This is a genomic window from Polynucleobacter necessarius (genome assembly GCF_900095215.1).
GTDB lineage: Bacteria > Pseudomonadota > Gammaproteobacteria > Burkholderiales > Burkholderiaceae > Polynucleobacter > Polynucleobacter necessarius_H.
The window spans coordinates 120,046-139,154 of the sequence record NZ_LT606949.1; the positions used below are offsets into that span (position 1 = coordinate 120,046).

The 19,109-nt window shown below is 46.3% G+C and carries 16 protein-coding genes and 8 pseudogenes; 13 read left to right on the plus strand and 11 right to left on the minus strand.

Going from position 1 to position 19,109, the window contains the following annotated elements; all coding sequences use genetic code 11:
* The first annotated feature begins 1 nt into the window (after nucleotide 1).
* The 7 genes and pseudogenes from DXE35_RS00720 to DXE35_RS00745 all read left to right on the plus strand — a co-directional run bounded on the left by DXE35_RS00720 (nucleotide 2) and on the right by DXE35_RS00745 (nucleotide 6,277).
* Nucleotides 2-1,849: pseudogene (locus DXE35_RS00720) on the plus strand (aldehyde ferredoxin oxidoreductase family protein).
* A gap of 10 nt (nucleotides 1,850-1,859) precedes the next feature.
* Complete coding sequence (locus DXE35_RS11105) at nucleotides 1,860-2,009, plus strand: hypothetical protein (RefSeq protein WP_331851914.1); 150 nt, start codon at nucleotides 1,860-1,862, stop codon at nucleotides 2,007-2,009.
* Nucleotides 2,002-2,664 (plus strand): annotated as a pseudogene (locus DXE35_RS11110) (NAD(P)/FAD-dependent oxidoreductase); the annotation flags it as partial. The gene DXE35_RS11105 and the pseudogene DXE35_RS11110, both read left to right, overlap by 8 nt.
* Before the next feature lie 459 nt (nucleotides 2,665-3,123).
* Entirely contained in the window at nucleotides 3,124-3,378 is a 255-nt protein-coding gene (locus DXE35_RS00730) for a MoaD/ThiS family protein (protein WP_114690328.1), read from the plus strand.
* A 355-nt stretch (nucleotides 3,379-3,733) separates the two neighbouring features.
* Nucleotides 3,734-4,969 carry a bifunctional glutamate N-acetyltransferase/amino-acid acetyltransferase ArgJ gene (gene argJ, locus DXE35_RS00735; RefSeq protein WP_114689208.1) on the plus strand — a complete coding sequence of 412 codons (1,236 nt, stop codon included), beginning with the start codon at nucleotides 3,734-3,736 and terminating at the stop codon, nucleotides 4,967-4,969.
* Nucleotides 4,970-4,990: 21 nt separating this feature from the next.
* Nucleotides 4,991-5,847, plus strand: a pseudogene (locus DXE35_RS00740) (ATP-binding protein).
* A gap of 14 nt (nucleotides 5,848-5,861) precedes the next feature.
* Nucleotides 5,862-6,277 (plus strand): annotated as a pseudogene (locus tag DXE35_RS00745) (NUDIX domain-containing protein).
* Here the strand turns inward: DXE35_RS00745 and zapD are convergent.
* The 8 genes and pseudogenes from zapD to DXE35_RS00775 form a co-directional block, all read right to left on the minus strand.
* Nucleotides 6,274-7,026 (minus strand): cell division protein ZapD, encoded by a 753-nt coding sequence (gene zapD / locus DXE35_RS00750; RefSeq protein ID WP_114689209.1) that lies wholly within the window; start codon nucleotides 7,024-7,026, stop codon nucleotides 6,274-6,276. The pseudogene DXE35_RS00745 and the gene zapD overlap by 4 nt on opposite strands.
* Nucleotides 7,027-7,037: 11 nt before the next feature.
* A complete protein-coding gene (gene coaE, locus DXE35_RS00755) occupies nucleotides 7,038-7,724 on the minus strand; it encodes a dephospho-CoA kinase (RefSeq protein ID WP_114689210.1) in 687 nt (228 codons plus the stop codon).
* Nucleotides 7,679-7,915 (minus strand): prepilin peptidase, encoded by a 237-nt coding sequence (locus tag DXE35_RS10835; RefSeq protein ID WP_269459909.1) that lies wholly within the window; start codon nucleotides 7,913-7,915, stop codon nucleotides 7,679-7,681. The genes coaE and DXE35_RS10835 overlap by 46 nt, the downstream gene beginning before the upstream one ends.
* Nucleotides 7,873-8,214 (minus strand): A24 family peptidase, encoded by a 342-nt coding sequence (locus tag DXE35_RS10840; protein ID WP_331851915.1) that lies wholly within the window; start codon nucleotides 8,212-8,214, stop codon nucleotides 7,873-7,875. Before DXE35_RS10840 ends, DXE35_RS10835 begins: the two co-directional genes overlap by 43 nt.
* Nucleotides 8,181-8,594 carry a type II secretion system F family protein gene (locus tag DXE35_RS09940; RefSeq protein ID WP_231969896.1) on the minus strand — a complete coding sequence of 138 codons (414 nt, stop codon included), beginning with the start codon at nucleotides 8,592-8,594 and terminating at the stop codon, nucleotides 8,181-8,183. The genes DXE35_RS10840 and DXE35_RS09940 overlap by 34 nt, the downstream gene beginning before the upstream one ends.
* Nucleotides 8,527-9,240, minus strand: a complete 714-nt coding sequence (locus DXE35_RS09945; protein ID WP_231969897.1) for a type II secretion system F family protein — start codon at nucleotides 9,238-9,240, stop codon at nucleotides 8,527-8,529. The genes DXE35_RS09940 and DXE35_RS09945 overlap by 68 nt, the downstream gene beginning before the upstream one ends.
* Nucleotides 9,240-10,336 (minus strand): annotated as a pseudogene (locus DXE35_RS00770) (GspE/PulE family protein). The gene DXE35_RS09945 and the pseudogene DXE35_RS00770 overlap by 1 nt, the downstream one beginning before the upstream one ends.
* Entirely contained in the window at nucleotides 10,306-11,595 is a 1,290-nt protein-coding gene (locus tag DXE35_RS00775) for an HlyC/CorC family transporter (protein ID WP_114689211.1), read from the minus strand. The pseudogene DXE35_RS00770 and the gene DXE35_RS00775 overlap by 31 nt, the downstream one beginning before the upstream one ends.
* A 225-nt stretch (nucleotides 11,596-11,820) precedes the next feature.
* Between DXE35_RS00775 and DXE35_RS00780 the strand changes: the two genes are divergently transcribed.
* A complete protein-coding gene (locus DXE35_RS00780; protein ID WP_415069746.1) occupies nucleotides 11,821-12,225 on the plus strand; it encodes a methylated-DNA--[protein]-cysteine S-methyltransferase in 405 nt (134 codons plus the stop codon).
* 4 nt (nucleotides 12,226-12,229) lie between these two features.
* Here DXE35_RS00780 and DXE35_RS00785 read toward each other — a convergent pair whose 3' ends face one another.
* Nucleotides 12,230-13,177, minus strand: coding sequence for a squalene/phytoene synthase family protein (locus DXE35_RS00785; RefSeq protein WP_114689213.1), 948 nt, complete (start codon nucleotides 13,175-13,177; stop codon nucleotides 12,230-12,232).
* Between the two features lie 144 nt (nucleotides 13,178-13,321).
* Here DXE35_RS00785 and DXE35_RS00790 point away from each other — a divergent pair.
* Nucleotides 13,322-14,507 (plus strand): annotated as a pseudogene (locus DXE35_RS00790) (high affinity choline transporter 1).
* A gap of 153 nt (nucleotides 14,508-14,660) precedes the next feature.
* A pseudogene (locus DXE35_RS11285) lies at nucleotides 14,661-15,562 on the plus strand (2-dehydropantoate 2-reductase).
* A 130-nt stretch (nucleotides 15,563-15,692) separates the two neighbouring features.
* Here the strand turns inward: DXE35_RS11285 and DXE35_RS00800 are convergent.
* A pseudogene (locus tag DXE35_RS00800) lies at nucleotides 15,693-16,454 on the minus strand (fumarylacetoacetate hydrolase family protein).
* 188 nt (nucleotides 16,455-16,642) lie between these two features.
* Between DXE35_RS00800 and DXE35_RS00805 the strand changes: the two are divergent.
* Nucleotides 16,643-17,350, plus strand: coding sequence for a hypothetical protein (locus DXE35_RS00805; RefSeq protein WP_197713912.1), 708 nt, complete (start codon nucleotides 16,643-16,645; stop codon nucleotides 17,348-17,350).
* Nucleotides 17,351-17,403: 53 nt separating this feature from the next.
* On the opposite strand, the gene DXE35_RS00810 is transcribed toward DXE35_RS00805, so the two are convergent.
* Nucleotides 17,404-18,408, minus strand: a complete 1,005-nt coding sequence (locus DXE35_RS00810; RefSeq protein WP_114689214.1) for a polyprenyl synthetase family protein — start codon at nucleotides 18,406-18,408, stop codon at nucleotides 17,404-17,406.
* A 75-nt stretch (nucleotides 18,409-18,483) separates the two neighbouring features.
* Between DXE35_RS00810 and rplU the strand changes: the two genes are divergently transcribed.
* Together rplU and rpmA are read left to right on the plus strand one after the other, a co-directional pair.
* A complete protein-coding gene (rplU, locus tag DXE35_RS00815; protein ID WP_114689215.1) occupies nucleotides 18,484-18,795 on the plus strand; it encodes a 50S ribosomal protein L21 in 312 nt (103 codons plus the stop codon).
* Nucleotides 18,796-18,814: 19 nt separating this feature from the next.
* A complete protein-coding gene (rpmA, locus tag DXE35_RS00820; protein WP_011902041.1) occupies nucleotides 18,815-19,075 on the plus strand; it encodes a 50S ribosomal protein L27 in 261 nt (86 codons plus the stop codon).
* Nucleotides 19,076-19,109: the final 34 nt, after the last annotated feature.

Consider the following 19,109-nt stretch of genomic DNA (forward strand, 5'->3'; position numbering starts at 1 on the left):
CATGTCATGGGCTGGAAAATTACTCCGCGTTAACTGACGCAAGGGCACTTGCCAATCTGAACCTTTGAATATGAAGTGGGCCAAGGAATATTTGGGTTCACGTGGCTTGGCTTCAAAGTATTTTATTGAAGAGGTGGATCCTAAGGTAGACCCTCTTTCTCCAGAAAATAAAATTATTTGGGCTACTGGCCCTTTAACTGGAACCACAGCATCTACAGCTGGTCGCTACACTGTTGTTACTAAGGGCCCTCTAACATGAGCCATTGCTTGCTCTAACTCTGGTGGTTATTGGGGTGCGGAATTAAAGATGGCTGGCTGGGATATGGTGATATTGCAGGGCAAGTCGGCTAAGCCCGTATATCTTTATATCGAAAACGATAAGGCAGAACTCATTGATGCTTCTGACTTATGGGGCCGATCTGTTTGGGAAACGGAGCCCACAATCAAAATCAAATATCAGGACCCGCAGATACGAGTTTCTTGTATTGGGCGTGCCGGTGAAAGCCAAGTGCTATATGCGGCGATTGTGAATGACTTGCACCGTGCGGCAGGGCGTTCAGGGGTTGGCGCGGTGGTGGGCAGTAAGCATTTAAAGGCTGTCGCAGTTCGCGATACCAAAGGGGTTGGCAATCTAAAAAATCCAAAAGCATTTATGGAAGCAGTGGCGGCAGGTAAGGCGGTGTTGGCTGGTTATGCTGTTACTGGGCAAGGTCTACCTACGTATGGCACGCAAGTATTAATGAATGTCATTAATGAAGTAGGCGCACCTCCAACTCGCAACCACCAAGATGTTCAGGTTGAGGGTGCCAAAGATATTTCCGCCGAAGCCATGGCGACCCCTCGTGAAAGTGATGGCAAAGCGCACTCGGTAACCAATCAAGATTTCTTTGCTTGTACCATCGCGTGCGGTCGTATCTCAAAAATCGACGACACCCATTTTTCAATCGAGAATAAGCCTCAACATATGCACGCTTCTGGTGGGCTTGAATATGAAGCGGCTTGGGCACTTGGTGCGGCGAATGGTGTCAATGATTTGGAAGCTTTGCAATACGCCAATCAGCTGTGTAATGAACAAGGTTTAGATCCCATTTCTTTTGGAGCCACCATTGGCGCTGTGATGGAGCGTTATGAAATGGGTGTTTTAACCAAAGAGCAAATTGGTATTGAGTCTCCATTTGGATCCGCGAAAGCGCTTTGCTATTTGGCTGACATTCCAACTGAGGGCACCGGTTTTGGCAAAGAGATTGGTCTTGGCTCTGCGCGCTTGACGAAAAAATATGGATATCCAGATCTTTCTATGAGTGTGAAAGGGCAAGAGTTTCCTGCTTACAATGGGCGCGTGATTCAGGGTATTGGTTTAGCTTATGCCACCTCAAATCGGGGTGCTTGCCATCTTCGCGGCTACACCATTGCATCAGAAGTGCTGGGCATTCCTGTAAAGACTGAGTCAACTGAAACTCAAGGAAAGCCAGAATTGGTTAAAGCATTTCAAGATGCTACTGCTGCCTTTTATTCGGCGGGCATTTGTATCTTTACGAGTTTTGCATGGACCTTGGCGGATGTGGCGCCACAACTGCAAGCAGCGTGTGGAGATGAATTCACAGTAGAAAATTTAACGACTATTGGTGAACGCATCTGGAATATGGAGCGAGACTTTAATAATCGTTCTGGCTTTACAAATAAAGACGATAAGTTGCCTAAGCGTTTGATGGAAGAGGCTGCTAAAACTGGCCCAGGCAAAGGCGTGGTGAGTGGTTTGGATAAGATGCTTCCTGAGTACTACCAGGTTCGTTGTTGGGATGCTGAGGGTCGTCCAAGCGCCGAAACATTGAAGCGCTTAGGTCTTTGAGTCAGCATCAATGAAGCATGTCATTTTGGGCAATGGCCCAGCTGGCGTCATCGCCGCGGAAATCATTCGTAAGCGCTCTCCTCATGATCAGATCGTCATGATTGGATCTGAGGACGCGTCGCCGTATTTTCGAATGGTAATTCTATTTGCTGATGGGTAATATTCAAGAATCGGGCACTTATTTGCGTAAGGATCCCGATCATTACCAAAAACTGCAAATTGAGCAGATAAGCGGGCAAGCTGTTGCTGTTGATCATAAGACAAAGAGGCTAGAGCTCACGGATGGTCAATCTATTCAATTTGACAAGTTGTTAATTGCCACAGGTTCTGTTCCTGTCCGGCCGCCGATTCCTGGGATTGATTTGCCAGGAGTTCATCCTTGCTGGACTTTGGAGGATGCGCGCGCAATTGCCAAGTTGGCTAAGCCCGGTTCACGTGTTTTACAAATGGGCGCAGGCTTTATTGGCTGCATTATTTTGGAGGCACTTGCTAGCAGAAAGCTGGAGCTCACTGTAGTCGAGATGGGTGATCGAATGGTGCCCCGTATGATGACTGCGGTTGCTGGCGGCATGATAAAAAAATGGGTTGAGGGAAAAGGTGTTCAGGTCTATACCGACACAAAGGTTGAAGGAATTTCCCAATCCGCTAATGGATTGAGCGTCAAACTTTCGAAGGGAAAATCACTGGAGGTCGCTTGAGTAATTTCAGCCACAGGCGTGCGTCCCAACATTGCCTACCTTCAAGATTCCGGTCTGGAGATAAAGACGGGGATTTTGGTGAATGAGCGGATGCGAACTTCTCATTCTGATATTTATGCCGCTGGAGATGTGACCGAGAGCATTGATTTTTCAACGGGTCAGCGCATCGTCAATGCAATTCAGCCCAATGCTGCTGAGCAGGCTCGTATCGCCGCTATTGCCATGACTGGTGGGAATGCCAACAACCTGGTGGCGCTACAGATAAATGTTTTGGATACATTGGGACTTATCTCTTGCTCATTTGGTTTTTGGTCCGGTGCCGCAGGAGGAGACCATGTGGAAATCGTTGAGCCGCAGCTGTTCAAATACATGCGACTTGAATTCTTAGGAGATGTTTTGGTGGGGGCTACTTGTGTTGGAAGTACCGCCCATATTGGAGTGCTCAGGGGTTTGATCCAAGGCAAGATTGCGCTCGGAGAGCGGGAAGAGACTTTAATGGGTGATCCTACTAAAGCGATGGACGCGTATTTGGCGTCAAGACAAGCACAATCTGCGTGGATGAATGCAGCTCTAAGGATGCAGATTACCTTGAAGTTGTTTGCCAGCTTGGCAAGCTATTTACCATCCAATAAAAAAAGCAATGTCGCGACGGACATTGACTTGGCCGATGGTAGCACTATTGGTGACGTGATCATTCTTTATAAAATTCCCAGTAAATCAGCGCACTTAGTCATGGTAAATGGGGTTTATATTCAGCCTGAGGAACGTGATCAATATGCCCTCAAGTCGAATGACGCTCTGGCCATTTGCCCTCCGGTAGCTGGTCGCTAATTCCATTCTGTTTTGCTGAATGCCGCAATTTGAGCGAAAGATGGGCTGCACCCCCGTGGATTTACTGCGCTGGTTGCCTCAAGCTCTTGGCAGCCTTTATTCCAATACGAGTTTAGTGATAGACGGTAAGACTTGAATAGAGAGCGATGAACCTGAGTTAAGAATTTTTGGGTTTAGTCAGCAGGTCAGAAAAATTGCGCTTCTGGAGATACCGGTTTTGCTGGTGAGACTCCAGTTCTCTGAAAATTGGACGCAGAGCGATTGCGAGAATGCCCTCAATCGATTTGATCTTTATACTCGTAGAGGTGGTGGCTAAATTGAAGACCCACTTTAAATCTATTTATTGAGTTTTTATATGACCGTTAATTTACCTCTACCCCAAAAAGCCGAACTCAAACCTGTCACAGGTTTCCAGATGGGCATTGCCGCAGCTGGCATTAAAAAGGCAAATCGCAAAGATTTACTTGTAATGACCTTGGCTCCCGGTTCGCAAGTAGCTGGCGTTTTTACCTTGAATCGCTTTTGCGCCGCCCCTGTCCAGGTTTGTCGTGAACATTTGGCGCAAGAGGGTCGTCATGGCGAGATCAGGGCTTTGGTGGTAAATACCGGCAATGCCAATGCTGGAACGGGCGAGTCAGGCATGAAACATGCTTTGGAAACTTGCTCGGCCTTGGCCAAGGATCTTCAGATTAATCCAGAGCAAATTCTGCCATTTTCAACGGGCGTGATTTTAGAGCCACTGCCAATAGAAAAAATTATTTCCGCTCTCCCAAGGGCGGTAGCCGACTTGGGTGAGGACAATTGGTTTGATGCTGCTGAAGCCATCATGACAACAGACACTCAGCCCAAGGCTACTTCAGTGACTGTGCAAACGCCTGATGGTGCAGTAACCATCACTGGTATCTGTAAGGGTGCTGGCATGATTCATCCCAATATGGCAACAATGCTCGGATTTATCGCAACTGATGTAGGATTCGCGCCAGGTCTCTTGAGTAGTCTCACTCGCGAGATTGCCGACCTTTCATTTAATGCCATCACGATTGATGGCGATACATCCACCAATGATTCTTTCATCATCATGGCAACAGGACAGTCTGCGGTGCAGATTAAATCCGTTACGGCTCCTAGTTATGCCATTTTGCGTGACGCATTAATTGCCTTGACTAGAAAGCTGGCTCAAATGATTGTGCGTGATGGTGAGGGCGCGACCAAGTTTATGACAATTGAGGTTGTTGGTGGCAAAACTGCCGAAGAATGTCGCCTTGTTGCGAAAGCGGTCGCGCATTCTCCTTTGGTTAAAACAGCATTCTTTGCTAGCGATCCGAATTTGGGTCGTATCCTTGCGGCCGTTGGCTATGCGGGCATTGCAGACTTGGATGTCAATCGCGTGCAAATGTGGTTAGGGGATGTTTTGGTTGCTAAAGATGGTGGCCGTAATCCTGACTATCAAGAATCGGATGGTCAGCGAGTGATGCAAGCTTCAGAAATCACCGTCAAGATTGATCTGGGTCGTGGCGAGGCGACACAAACCATGTGGACATGCGACTTATCGCATGATTATGTATCTATTAATGCAGACTATCGCTCATAAAAGAAAATGATTGTTTGAAAAATGCATGAAAAATTAGATCGCCTTTTAGATCATCTCGATATTTTTTTGCCAAAGCCATTGACTGAAGAGCAGTGGAAGTCTTCTACTGCCTTTAGATGGCATCGTCGTGACAGTATCTTTGGAAGTATTGGATGTTTACAGCCAGTCAAGTATGTAGCGGATATTACTTTCGAGGATCTGCAAAATATTGATCGCCAACGTGACGCGATACGTGATAACACCAAAAACTTTATCCAAAAAAGCCTGCGAACAATATTTTGTTGACGGGTGCACGAGGAACAGGAAAGTCCTCTCTGATTAAGGCGAGCTTGCATGAGTTTGCTAGCCAAGGTTTGCGCCTAGTCGAGGTTGAAAAAGAGCATCTAGCCGATTTCGCCGACATTACCGAACGTTTGGCGGCGCGTCCTGAGTGCTTCATTATTTTTTGCGATGACCTGTCGTTTGAGGACGGCGAATCTGGCTATGAGGCCATGAAATCAGCCCTAGACGGCTCGGTTTCTGCTCAAGTCGATAACATCTTGATTTACGCCATATCGAATCGTCGCCATTTATTGCCTGAGTATATGAAAGATAACGAAGGGTATATGAATAGCGATGATGGTGAAATTCATCCTGGTGAAGTGGTTGAGGAGAAGAGTTCCTTGTCGGAGTGCTTTGGGCTTTGGCTGTCTTCTTATCCACCAAAACAAGATGAGTATTTGGCGATCGTGTCGCATTGGTTGCAGCATTTTGGTTTGAGTGCTCCGCAAATCGAGGCTGCTCGTGCCGAGGCTTTGGTTTTGGCTTTAGAGCGTGGCTCACGTTCAGGCCGGGTTGCTTGGCAATTCGCGAAGCACTGGGCTGGCTCAAAGTCTTAAGATGATTTTTCTGAATGAGTGAAATCAATCGACCCATCACTGAAGTGGCGGCGGGAATATTGCTTGATGCTGAAGGCCGCTATCTTTTAGGACAAAGACCAGAGGGAAAGCCATATGCTGGTTATTGGGAAATTCCTGGTGGAAAAATCGAAAAAGGAGAAACCGTTTTCGAAGCGCTGAAACGCGAATTGCAAGAAGAGCTTGGTATTGAGATTCAATCGAGCGAAGAGCTGACTGTTTTAGAGCAGATTACCCACACGCTTATGTTCGCTTACATGTCAGCATTATTCGTGATTGGTATGGCATACCCAAGGGTTGTGAAAATCAATCTTTATCATCGGAATTGCTCGCCGCAGAAAAGACTAGTGTAGAGCCCTTATTACCAGCCGCCTGGCCAATGCTGGAAAGGCTTAGAAGCCTTTTAGCTTAAAGCTGGCAGAGGGTGAGTTTGAATGGCACATCGGCATTAACCAACTGTGTTTTCTTATCTCGCTCTGACTTTAAGAAGCGCACAGAGAGTAAATATTTATTCGCGCTAATTTCCGAGAATAAAGAATTATCTTCAACAGCGATGCGCATTAATTGGTATACCTTGCCAGAAGGGGCTTGCTGGAAAGACCCATTATGCGCAGTCACATCTTTAGCCTCACCCGATTGACGAAGTAAGCGTAAAAATAATTGACACGCTTCATGCCAAGGTAACAGCGGACTAATATACTTTTCGAGTAACTCGCGACGCTCGGATGTGGGACTATTTTTCCATGCGTGATAGCTGGGTAAATCCATTGGACTTGTGCCACCCGGAATATTTAAGCGTGTACGAATTGCATTCAACCATTCACTTTCAGTAATGATTGAATTAGACCTACCAGCTGCTTGATTAATGCCACTTGCTACCGCATCAATTTCAGAGAGTGTTTGGGATAACGCCTCTTGATCTACTTTTTGCGATGACTTCAAACCATTGAGCGCATATTTTTGACGCTCAAATTCTTGAAGGAGTAATGACTTGATATCGCCACGAGCGCCAATATCACCAAGATCAAACAAAATAGAGATAGCGTTGTGATGTAACTCTGGATCGTCTGATCGGACAAAGTGATTAAATCGGGAGAATAAATACTCCAGTCGAAGCATGCTTCGAACTAATTCATTGAAAGGGTATTCGTAGACAATCACAAACCCATATTCTATGACGAACTGGAGTGCTTTTTCTGAATCTGTAAGACTTTTTGGTGCAGTGCAAAGACTTCTGTCTCTAGATGATTGAGGTCACCCTGGTTTTCAATGACTACGTCTGCATTGGCGATACGGTCTTGTCTGCTGGACTGCGCCTGAAGGATTCTTTCAACCTCATTTCGAGATAATTTGCTGCGGTGCATCACGCGTTCGATTTCGGTTTCTTCTGGGCAGTCCACCACCACCAGGTAATCCAAAACTGATCTCCAATCGCCAGATTCAATCAGCAAGGGAACCACAAAAACAATGTAGGGAGCATTTTCCTGAAGTAGTTGCCTAGTCTGCCGCACAGTTTCCTCCCGAATTAACGGGTGAGTGATGGCCTCCAAGGACTTTCTGGCGGCGGGGTTAGCAAAGACCAGGGCTCGCATCTTACTTCTGTCCAGCGCCCCATTGGAATCAATGAAGTTCGGACCGAACTCTTTTTGAATCGGGGGGATTGCTAGGCCCTTTGGGGCGGTAAGCTGGTGAGCAATTAGGTCGGTATCCACTATGCCGGCGCCTAACTTAGCAAGTGCATCGCTAACGGCAGTTTTGCCTGAGCCAATACCACCAGTAAGACCTACAAAAAGGGCGCGCCCTTTTAATAAGCCTAAGCTAGATTGCTCAGTAGGAAGTTTTGTGGGGTCTGCGGCCATAACAATTCAATGATGCCAGCAATAGCAAGAAAATGGCCAAATGGAAAAGTGGAGCGATGATTTTGCTTGCTCCACAATAGCCAAGCAAATCCGCCAACCAGTCCAGTCAATGAGGCTACTAGTAGGATATGGGGTAAAGCATGCCAACCTAGCCAGGCCCCGAGGGCTGCCAATAATTTGGCATCGCCCATACCAATGCCGTCCTGTTTTTGTTAAGCATTCGATAAAGAAAGTTAAGAAGCCAAAGCCCACAATAACCCAGAAGAGCTCCAATGATTGCATCCTGAATTGGGGTAAAACTCTGGCTTGTGAGATCGTTAAAAATTAAACCCACCAAGATGAGTTGGAAAGTGATGACATCTGGCAATCTGAAGGTGCGCAAATCAATGTATGCCAAATAGACTATGGCCAATATCAGAGATATTTGAATCCACTCAAGCAAAACAGCGCTATTCATTAAACAATTTGCCATAGGTTGAAGATTTGCCATAGGTTGAAGATTGGAAGATACAAGATTATGACCAGACTGCCAATGATGAGTCCAACAACAATAATCAGCAAAGGTTCTAGGCTGTGGCTGAGGGTATTTAGTCGATTGCTTAACTGAGCGCTAAGAATTTTTGCGCGCCTCTGTAGTATTTCTGAAAGTGCGCCACTTTCAGAGGCAAGCCTCAAGAGCTGCAGAGTTTCTAGATCAAACAGCAGGCCTTTGGCATCGGCTTTGCTGATTGCATCACCAAACGACCAACCGCGGGTTACGTGCTTGAATATTTCGGCGCTAAAATCATGACTAAGCCAGTGATTAGATGATTGCGCCGTAACTCGGAGAGCATCTGGCAGAGGTAATCCAGACTTCAGAAGGTGGCTCAAGACACCAATAGGTGAGTTTTGCTAGCCTAAGGAGCTGTCCGCTTAAGAGTATTGAGAAGCTTAGTCGATCACAAAGCTTTTGTAGTCCAGGAAGTTTGATCCATGCAAGGCTAGATAGCCCTGCAAAACCGGTAATCACCGCAATTATCTGAAAATAAAATTCTTCGAACCAGGTAGACATTTCAATCAATACTTTTGTGGGGGTTGGTAAGTCCGCCTGAAAATGAGCAAAAACATCTTTGAAGCCTGGTACAACCCAAATCATCATGACAATGACCAAAAGACAGGAACTGCCTATGGTAATGATGGGGTAACTCATTGCTTGTTGAATTTTCCGACGCAATTCAATTTGCGCTTCTAATTGTTGGCAAATAGTTGTCAGTGCTAGATTACAGTCACCGGTACGTTCACTCACTCGAATGAGGTTCATGAACTCCATGGAGAATAAGTGTTTCTGTGCGCGCAAGCATTGAGAAAAACTTTCTCCCTGTTTGAGTTGTCCATAGACGCTCGATATCCAAAGAAGCCAGTATTTCGGGGCAGTGGAATAAATGCGATCAATTGCATTAAGCAGCGGCAGACCGAATTCCAGGAGAGTTAAAAGTTGCCCAGCGAAATGCAGTTGGTCTTGTTTGCTTAGTCTCATTAGCCCACTTCTGTTTCTAGGGCTATTTGAGTAATGAGACCTTCTTGTACGTGGACAAGCCCAGCGTGTCGCATATCGACATGCTGAAGAGATGGATCAAAGAGGTTGAATTTATCCGGCACCTCATGAACTCCCATGCGTCCAAAGTAGCCAATGCCTTGGCAGCTAGTGCAAGCCAATTTTTCATTCTCATGATGTTGGCTGCATTGGGGGCACGTTTTGCGAATCAGGCGTTGTGAGCTCACGCTAAAGAGACAAGCTTCAAGCGAATCTTGATCAATACCCAGGTTTTGAAGTTTTGGGACTGCTCCACGCGCGTTGCGAGTATGTAATGTACTCAACACCAAGTGCCCAGTTTGCGCAGCTTGAATTGCTAATTGTGCTGTGGCGGCATCTCGTATCTCACCAATCATAATCACATCGGGATCTTGTCGAAGCAGGGCTCGAATAATCGTGGGAAAGTCTAGACCTGCCCGCGGGTGATAGGCTATTTGATTGACGCCTGCTAGACCAATCTCAATCGGATCCTCTATAGAGCACAGATTGCGATGAGATTGGTTGAGGTGCTTTAAGCAACTATAGAGAGTGCGTGTCTTGCCGCTACCCGTTGGTCCTGTAACAAGAATTAAGCCGTTCGGCTGAGCAAGCACTTGTAGGAATATGCGCAATTGATCGGGAAGAAGACCAAGTTCCTGCAGATCAAGTTCTGCAAGATTGCTTGGCAGTATTCGCACTACCGCTTTTCCCCGTGCAGTGTCGGCAAGATGGAGACACGACAATCTATATTGGGTTTAGAAAAATGATGCCCAATTGAAAGCCGCCCCTCTTGTGGAAGCCGTTTTTCGGCGATATCTAGGCGCGCTAAAACTTTAATTCGTGCAATCAGGCGGTCATGTAGATCAATAGGGTGTCGAGAATGAATTTGCAGGAGGCCATCAACCCTAAATCGGATGAGCGTGGCTTGAACCCCGGCTTCAATATGAACATCACTCGCTCTAGCATCAATGGCATGATCTGCAATTTCATACCAGGTGCGAATAATTAATGAGTCATCTGCGGAAACGCTCAATCTTGCTCTTGAGCTAGTGTGGGGCAATAGAGTTTGACTGTTTTCACGCCGTGTTCATCACATTGCACGATTTCCATGACGATCCCGGCAATGCGAATGCTGACATCATGACCAGGGATGGCTTCTAATTTTTCGAGGATGAGCCCATTCAGAGTGCGTGGTCCATCCAGTGGCAGATTGAGGTTCAGCAGGCGATTGAGGTCTCTTATGGAGGCGCTACCACTGGCAAGGTAAGTGCCATCGGCAAGCCAGCGGGGATCGGTTGACAGATTGGAAAAAGAGGTGGTGAATTCGCCAATGAGTTCTTCAATAATATCTTCAAAAGTCACTAATCCCAGCACTTCCCCATATTCATTCACAACCAGACTTAAACGCTGTTGGCTATCTTGAAAAAATTGCATTTGCTGTAGTACGGGTGTGCCACTAGGAATGAAGCAGGGCTCATTGAGCAAAACCCTAAAATCCTCATATGTCAGATCGGTATCCCCCAATAGGGATAAAGCCTTTTTCACTGAGAGAATGCCGACAATACGCTCGGAGTCTGTATCGCACACTGGTAATTTGTTGTGATAGCAGGTTTCTAATTGCTGAACTACCTCATCAATGGGTCTTGAAAGATCCAACACTTCAATTCTGGATCTGGGTGTCATTACATCATCAATAGTAATATTTTCTAAATTAAATAGATTGAGAAAGATGTTGCGATGATGATTGGAGACAAAGCGATTGGATTCCAAAACAAGGCTGCGTAACTCCTCTTTGCTCATAGCTCTGCTATCGGAAGAGGTTTGCAAGCCAGATACTTTCATGAGTCCAGAGACAAAACTGTTAATAAACCAAAGCAAAGGCTTCAGCAAAAAAGTGAGCGGCAATATAAACCAGCCGACATTAGAAGCAATTTTTTCTGGAAATGCGGCGCCAATAACCTTAGGGGTTATTTCGCTAAAGATAATGATCAGCAGGGCAACCACTAAAGTGGCAATCGACAGCACGAGCCCACCGTCGCCAAAAATATGTAAGGCAATGCCCGTTACTAGAATCGGTAAAACCGTATTAATGATATTGTTGGAAATGAGCAGCACTGATAGCAGTGAATCAATGCGTTTTAAGAGTCTTTCGGCTAGCGCTGCACCGGTGTTGCCGCTATTAGCCATTGCACGGAGGCGATGGCGATTGGACGACAGCATGCTGGTTTCCGCCATTGAGAAAAAGCCGGATAACGCCAGCAAAAATAGGACGAGAGCAACTTGGCCATAAAACGGCCAATCGTCAAAAAAGGTGTCCATGAGGTCTGCCTGAAAAAAGTAAGGATGAGTCAATATAGCAAAGTGGCATTTGGCATGCCAGAGCTAGAGCGTAACGGGCGATAGGTTGACTTGTTTAATTGTGTGAGAATGAACCCGATGACATCCTCTTCAGCCCCAATCCGCCACGAGAGTGCAAGTTATTGCGTTATTTCAGCGCCCTTCGGACGTCTGGGAATTTTGACGGAGTTGGTGGATGGGAGTTTGATGCTATCTAAAATTGATTACTTGCCGGTAGATGCAAAATTAGTCACCCCCAAGAATCAGCTGGCTAAAGAAGTTGCGCGACAGTGCAAGGAGTACTTCAAAGATCCTAGTTGGCAATTTGACCTACCCATTAAACCCGTGGGTACTGAGCACCAGAAAAAAGTATGGGCTAGCATTCAAGAAATACCTGTTGGTAAAACAAAAACCTACGGCGAGTTGGCTAAGAAAATCAAGAGTGGACCAAGGGCTGTCGGTACCGCATGTGGAGCGAATCCTTATCCCTTGATTGCGCCTTGCCATAGAGTGGTTTCTGCTCAGGGGATCGGTGGGTTTATGAAAGAAAATGCCCCTGGTTTGTATCGCCAAATTAAGCGCTGTCTTCTAAAGCACGAAGGCGCTTTGTAAATGCCTACTTAGCCAATGATCGGCCAGTGAGATAGAAAAAGACTTTCATTAGAGCATCACTTCTAACGGCAATTTTGGTAAAGCCATAAAACTTCGTGACGGTGTTTCTAGAAAGTTGTACTTCATCTTTGTTGTTAAATTCAGCGGACTGAGCAATTTTTGCCAGCGTCATCACTGCTAGACCAAAAGCCAAAAAGCAAAAACGCCTTATGCCTTGTTCTTGCTTTGGGATCAATAAAATATATTCCAAGGAGGCTTGTAGTTTTTGATAGGCAATTTTTAAAAGAGCTGCTTGGCTCATATTGGCCGGCTTCCAGGAGACTCCACGCGCCCTGTCCTCGGGAGAATCTTTGAGGATATTGGTCATTTGCAGTGCCTGACCAAATGCGACTGCCAAATTTTCATGTCCAATCAGCGCTCTTTCAAAGGCGCGGGAACGATTGCTAAAGATGGTGGTGAGCAGCTCGCCAACTACGCCGGCAACCACATAGCAATATTTCTCAAATTCAGTGAGATCCTGAAGACCTGCCTGATTTTGCTTGCCATGAAAGTAAGACATTCCTTCGGACATGATGGAAACGCAGCGGCTGACAGCCTGTTGGTCATTGCTTGAGCAGGTATGCAGTATCCGCAAAACAGTGGGCGTATTAGAAATTAAATCGAGCTCATCCTGATTGCCGTAGTTCTTGAGTGCCGCAAGACAAGGCTCAACAAAAGTTTCAACAGGCGCTTTTTCAAGGACTGCATTTAAAAAGAGTGCTGATAGTGATTGTTTGGTTTTGGCGTCCAAGTCTGCCGCATCTTCGATGGTGTCAATAATGCGACAAAGCAGGTAAGTATTGCCAACCACCTTTTCAATGTCTGGAGGCAAAAGCGGGATAGTGATGGCAAAAGTGCGCGATACAGAACTCAGCATGGCTTTTTGGTATGCCAAATCGTCTGATGGACTCATTGTTGGGGTTTGTCTAGGCGCTCTCACTCTTGAATTATGTCAGACGGGCGCCTCTCTTGGGGCGATCTAACTCAGCACTTTTGTTAACTGTCAAAAGTGCTAAGGCCATATAATTCCTTCACATTTCAGAAGGAGCATTTAGGCGTGCTAATTTGGTTCCTCATCATTTACTGGGTTATCTCAGTCGGAATTGGCTTGTGTGCAGCCCTCCGAGTGAAAGATACAGCTGATTTTGCCGCAGCTGGTCATAGCCTTCCTTTGCCGATCGTTACCGCAACAGTATTGGCTACCTGGTTTTGGTCTGAAACCGTTTGAGGAATTCCAGCTATATTTTTAAAAGAAGGTCTTGGAGGCGTTGTCTCCGATCCGTTTGGATCTTCTCTGTGCCTCATTTTGGTGGGCCTCTTTTTTGCACGGCATGTATATAACCGTCGCATGCGTACTATTGGTGATTTCTTTCGTGAAAAGTATGGGCGTAGAGTAGGAGTTTTAGTGACTCTTTGTATCGTGGTTTCCTAATTGGGGTGGGTGGCTGCGCAAATTAAGGCTTTGGGCCTTGTATTTAATGTGGTGTCCGAGGGCAGTATTTCTCAAACAGGCGGTATGTTGATTGGCGCAGGTAGCGTATTGATTTACACTTTGTTTGGCGGCATATGGTCAGTCGCTATTACCAACTTATCCAAATTCCGTGAAAGCTGCTTTGTTAGGCGGCGTACTGTATTTTATTTTCGCCTTTGTGCCGATGTATTTGTCTTACTCGGCGACCTTAATTAGTCCGGATTTGATCAAGGAATATCTCTCAACTGATCCGCAGATGATTTTGTCTAAATTGATTCTGAACCATGCGCCTTTAATTGCGCAGGTCATGTTCTTTGGTGCGCTTTTATCGGCGATTAAGAGTTGCGCTAGTGCAACCTTATTGGCGCCATCAGTGACTTTTGCTGAAAACATTGTTCGTGGATTTTTCAAGCATTTATCGGATCGGGATTTGCTTAAGGTCATGCGAATCACCGTTCTCTGTTTTTCGGTTGTGGTGACGTTCGTTGCCATCAATTCTCATCTGTCTAGTTTTAAGATGGTCGAAAGCGCCTATAAGGTGACTTTGGTGGCCGCATTTGTTCCGCTCGCCTTCGGGGTGCATTGGTCTCGTGCGAATTCTTTGGGCGGCTTGTTAGCCGTGGTTGGCGGTCTGACAGTCTGGATAAGCTGTGAAACCTTAGCGCCAGAAGCAATCATGCCTCCTCAGTTGGCTGGCTTGGTGGCCAGTATTGTGGGAATGCTTTTGGGGAGCTTAGTGCCTAGAGATCAGTTAAAAGTGGTTTCAAGTTAATTTTGCTTAAAAAATAAGCACCTAATAAATTGTTGCATCGCAAAACAATCCCATTCAAATGAGCGTAATACAAAATTTTTTAGTTCTTATGGAGTTCCTATGAAAATCTGTGTGATTGGTGTGGGAGGCGCAATTGGCGGCTACTGAGCTGTCATGTTGGCGCGAGCAGGTAATGACGTAACCGTTGTTGCGCGCGGCGCTACTTGAGCCGCGATCAAAGAGGGTGGTCTTGCTTTGATTATGGATGACCAGCCAGAGCCTTTGGTTTCTCAAGTAAAAGCGGTGGAAAAAATTCGTGATGCAGAAACTCCGGATGTAGTCATTCTGGCTGTGAAGGCGCATCAAGTTGAGCCGATCATTGATGACTTAGCTGCCATCATGGGCCCAGAAACTATTTTGATTCCCATGCAAAACGGAATTCCTTGGTGGTATTTCCAGCAGTTGGGTGGGAAGTACCAAGACCATTCAGTAGAAACAGTAGATGCTGGTGGCGTAGCTAAGAATGCTATTAATTCAAACAATAGTAGTGTATCCAGCAACCTTTACTCAGACGCCTGGCGTCATTCGTCACGTTGAAGGTAATCGCTTCCCGTTGGGTGAATTGGATGGCAAAACTACTGAGCGTATTCAGAAGATGTCAGAAATGATGTGTGCGACTGGCTTTAAGTCACCCATCTTGGATGATATCCGATCCGAAATTTGGCTCACGTTATGGGGCAGCATGACTTTCAACCCAATCAGCTCGCTGACTCATGGCACTTTGGAGGGTATCTGCCAACCAAAGAGTTGGCGCGCAACATGATGGCTGAAGCCCAGACAATTGCCGAGAAGTTAGGTGTGACTTTCCGGATGGATATTGAGCGTCGCATCGCTGGTGCCGAAAAAGTGGGTAAGCACAAGACGTCTCTATGTTGCAAGACTTGGAAGCTGGCCGTAGTTTGGAAATTGATGCATTGTTAGGGTCGGTGATTGAGCTTGGCAAGATTACGCAAACACCAACACCTTGTTTGAATACAGTCTTTGCTTTGACAAAATACCTGGATGAAAACGTGTAAGCTTCTAAAGGAAGCTTAGCGTTGCCATCGGTATCAGGCTACTAAGTAATTAAATCGCTTCAAACAAAAAACCCTTGCTACGTTGAGTAGCAATGGTTGTTTGTTTTAAAGACTGCCAGTATTCTAGGAATTATTCGAAGCGATTATCCAAGCGCCCAACGTCGTCAATAATGATGTTGACATTGCTGCCAGGTTTCATTGAGCCAACGCCAACAGAGGTGCCGCAAGCCAATAATGTCGCCAGCTTCTAGTGGAACGTCTTGCGAAAGCAGACTTACCAATTTGGCAGATGCAAAGAGCATGTCTGAAATAGGATAGTTTTGACGCTCTTGATCATTCAGAATCGTTTTAATGCTGAGTTTGCTAGGGTCTACATCGGTTGTAATGTAAGGTCCAATACACCAAAGGTATTAAAGCTCTTCGCACGAGTCCACTGCGCATAGCCAGGATCACGATTCAGAATTTCAATGGCGGTAACGTCATTGGTACATGTGTAGCCAAAGATGGCTTTGGGCGCTTCTGCTTCGTCGACGTCATGGCAGCGTTTGCCGATCACGGTACCAAGTTCACCTTCGTAAACCACTTTTCCGGAGTATGACTTAGGTGTGCGAATCACTTGGTTTGCCGCGAGGAAGAAGTTGTTCCATTTGAGGAAGTACAATGCGGGTACGGTATGCTCAAGCTTGATCACCAATGCATGAAAGTTATCTACCATCGCAACCATTTTTGATCGAGTACAAGGGATATCAATCGTGATGTCAGCCAATTTGAGGGTTTCGCCGGTAGCCTTAGGCCCGTTGAATAAATCACCTTCGTACACGGCAATTTGATCGCCTTGCACTTGTCCTGGTCCACTTTTTTCTTGATGCTGAAAGCGCAGCATATGCGATATCTTACAGGTATGAATTGATGTCTAAGACTTCTGAGCTCACCTTTGCACCAGAACAGGATCAACCTGTTCGGTATATAAGAGTGAACCCGAAGCTATTACCTGGGGTTGTGTTATGACAACCCTTATACCTGGGCACATTAGATTGATGTGCCATTTTCGCCTCTCAAAAACCGCTTTCCCAGTCTGTTTTGGGGCTCATTACTACGGCTGTTCCATATGACTCCACCAAGGGTGCGAAAGTTCAGGGTGCGCCTTATAACGCCGAGGCAAAGTTTTATCAGCCATATCGACAATCAATCGATGGAGATATCGATTTAAGAATCGCTCATGTGGGGATTGATCGTCGCAATGCCAATATGGAAGATAGCAATTGCTGGTTTCCGTTGGCCGCCGCTAAGCGAGCGCTTGCAGGCGGGGAGATAAAGGCGCTTCCCCCGAATGTTTATGGCTTACCAACCAATCGAAGTCAGCGTCATACGTTGGAGGTTGATGCACCTCGAATTTTGGAGATGCTCACAGCGGATAGCGTGGATGTAGTGGTGGTAATTCCAAATTGCCCGATATGCCATCAGGGTCAAAGTCTATTGGCGTGTTATTTAGAGTCCGCAGGAATTTCAACTGTGGTGATTGGTGCGGCAAAAGATATTGTTGAGTATTGTGAGGTGTCGCGATTTTTATTGAGCGATTTTCCTGTGGGAAATGTAGCCGCAAAGCCAAATGATATTGCTGCACAAGATTTAAATTTTCGGTTAGCTGTGCGTCTACTTGAGTCTGCTCCCGGACCTCGCACAGCACTTCAAGCGCCATTGGTATGGTCTGTCGACTCATCCTGGAAATTAGATTATTCAAATTTAGAAAGATTATCGGCGCAAGAAATTGCGCGTTTGCGTGAATAGGCTGAGCGGGCGCGAATTACAGCGCGTGAACTCAGAGTCAATAGCCTACGGACTTAAGTCTGCCTTTTGAGAGAGTAAGCGCATAGCGCCTCTAAGGCCTTACTAGCTTCGTTTGCGGGGAAAGCTTTTAGGCAAGATAAGGCTAAGTCTGCTTCCCGTTTGGCTGCAGCTTGTGTGTAATCGAGTGCGCCCGAGTTTTGTACGGCAGCAAGAATCTGCGCGAATACATCCTCTGGTAAATCTTGATTTTGTTCAATTGCAGCGCGAACTAAAAGGCGTTCTTCCTTGCTGCCATTTTCTAATAGGTAAAACAGTGGCAGCGTAGGTTTGCCTTCACGTAAATCATCACCAGCATTCTTACCCATCTGCGCAGCATTCGCTGTGTAATCCAGCAAGTCATCCATCAATTGAAACGCGGTACCAATATGACGTCCAAACGCGGCAGCTTGTTCGCGTTGCGCATCACTAGCATTTGCCAAAATAGCGCCCAACTCGGTTGATGCTTCAAATAGCTTAGCTGTTTTGTAGCGAATGACTTGTAAGTAACTTGCTTCATCCACTTCCGGGTCATTCATATTCAGAAGTTGGAGTACTTCACCTTCGGCAATCGTATTGGTTGCATCGGAGAGGATTTGCATGACCCGCAGATCATTTGGCCCCACCATCATTTGGAAGGCTCTGGAATACAAAAAGTCACCCACTAAAACACTGGCGGCATTGCCGAAAGCGGCATTAGCGGTTTCGCGACCTCTTCTGAGGGTGGATTCATCCACAACGTCGTCATGCAGGAGGGTGGCCGTGTGAATAAATTCAACTACAGCCGACATTTCCAGGGTGTGGGGGGTTTCTTGGCCATTGGCCAGGGCTTTAGCCACCAGCATCAATAGGGCCGGTCTGACCCGCTTGCCGCCGGCCTGGATGATATAGGTCGAGATTTGGTCAATTAAGGCGACTTTTGAGACTAAACGCTGACGGATAACCTCGTCTAAGGCCTTGAAATCTAAGGCAATTGAGGCGAGGATTTGGCTTAAGTCATTGATTTTGACAGTGCTGGGCATGCAAGATATAATAATAAGCCTAGCTGGTCCAGGGTGGATTAGCTTAAATGTAGATATTAATTGAGGTTTCAAACCATGTACGCGGTCATAAAAACCGGTGGCAAACAGTATAAAGTTGCTGCAGGCGAAAAATTGAAAATAGAACAGATACCAGCGAAAATCGGCAGCGAAATCACTCTTGACCAAGTCCTCGCCGTTGGCGAAGGCGCTTCACTGAAATTAGGTGATCCATTGGTTAATGGTGCAGCTGTGATGGCCACTGTTGTCTCCCAGGAACGTCAGGATAAAGTGACAATCTTTAAGATGCGCCGTCGCAAGCATTATCAAAAGCACCAAGGCCATCGTCAGCATTTCACTGAAATTTTGATCAACACGATTAAAGCCTAATTCAGGGTAGGAGAAAGATATGGCACAGAAAAAAGGCGGCGGCTCAACACGAAATGGCCGCGACTCAGAATCGAAACGCTTAGGCGTTAAGGTATTTGGCGGCGAGCATATTAACGCTGGCAGCATCATCATTCGTCAACGTGGCACACGTGTTCATCCAGGTGCTAACGTTGGTATTGGTAAAGATCACACTTTGTTTGCCTTAATTGACGGACAAGTGGAATTTGGCGTTAAGGGTGCTTTGAAGAAGGCCCAAGTTTCAGTCTTGCCTCGTTCATAAGGCGCCTGACTGAGATACGTTTGATTCAGATTTA

Excerpts from the sequence above, each read along its gene's own strand:
- DXE35_RS11105 (WP_331851914.1), top strand. The coding sequence starts at position 1,860 with ATGAAGCATGTCATTTTGGGCAATGGCCCAGCTGGCGTCATCGCCGCG.
- DXE35_RS00730 (WP_114690328.1), top strand. The coding sequence starts at position 3,124 with ATGCAGATTACCTTGAAGTTGTTTGCCAGCTTGGCAAGCTATTTACCA.
- argJ (WP_114689208.1), top strand. The coding sequence starts at position 3,734 with ATGACCGTTAATTTACCTCTACCCCAAAAAGCCGAACTCAAACCTGTC.
- coaE (WP_114689210.1), bottom strand. The coding sequence starts at position 7,724 with ATGGCCGCAGACCCCACAAAACTTCCTACTGAGCAATCTAGCTTAGGC.
- DXE35_RS10835 (WP_269459909.1), bottom strand. The coding sequence starts at position 7,915 with ATGGGCGATGCCAAATTATTGGCAGCCCTCGGGGCCTGGCTAGGTTGG.
- DXE35_RS10840 (WP_331851915.1), bottom strand. The coding sequence starts at position 8,214 with ATGGCAAATCTTCAACCTATGGCAAATTGTTTAATGAATAGCGCTGTT.
- DXE35_RS09945 (WP_231969897.1), bottom strand. The coding sequence starts at position 9,240 with ATGAGACTAAGCAAACAAGACCAACTGCATTTCGCTGGGCAACTTTTA.
- DXE35_RS00775 (WP_114689211.1), bottom strand. The coding sequence starts at position 11,595 with ATGGACACCTTTTTTGACGATTGGCCGTTTTATGGCCAAGTTGCTCTC.
- DXE35_RS00780 (WP_415069746.1), top strand. The coding sequence starts at position 11,821 with ATGCTATCTAAAATTGATTACTTGCCGGTAGATGCAAAATTAGTCACC.
- DXE35_RS00785 (WP_114689213.1), bottom strand. The coding sequence starts at position 13,177 with ATGAGTCCATCAGACGATTTGGCATACCAAAAAGCCATGCTGAGTTCT.
- DXE35_RS00810 (WP_114689214.1), bottom strand. The coding sequence starts at position 18,408 with ATGCCCAGCACTGTCAAAATCAATGACTTAAGCCAAATCCTCGCCTCA.
- rplU (WP_114689215.1), top strand. The coding sequence starts at position 18,484 with ATGTACGCGGTCATAAAAACCGGTGGCAAACAGTATAAAGTTGCTGCA.
- rpmA (WP_011902041.1), top strand. The coding sequence starts at position 18,815 with ATGGCACAGAAAAAAGGCGGCGGCTCAACACGAAATGGCCGCGACTCA.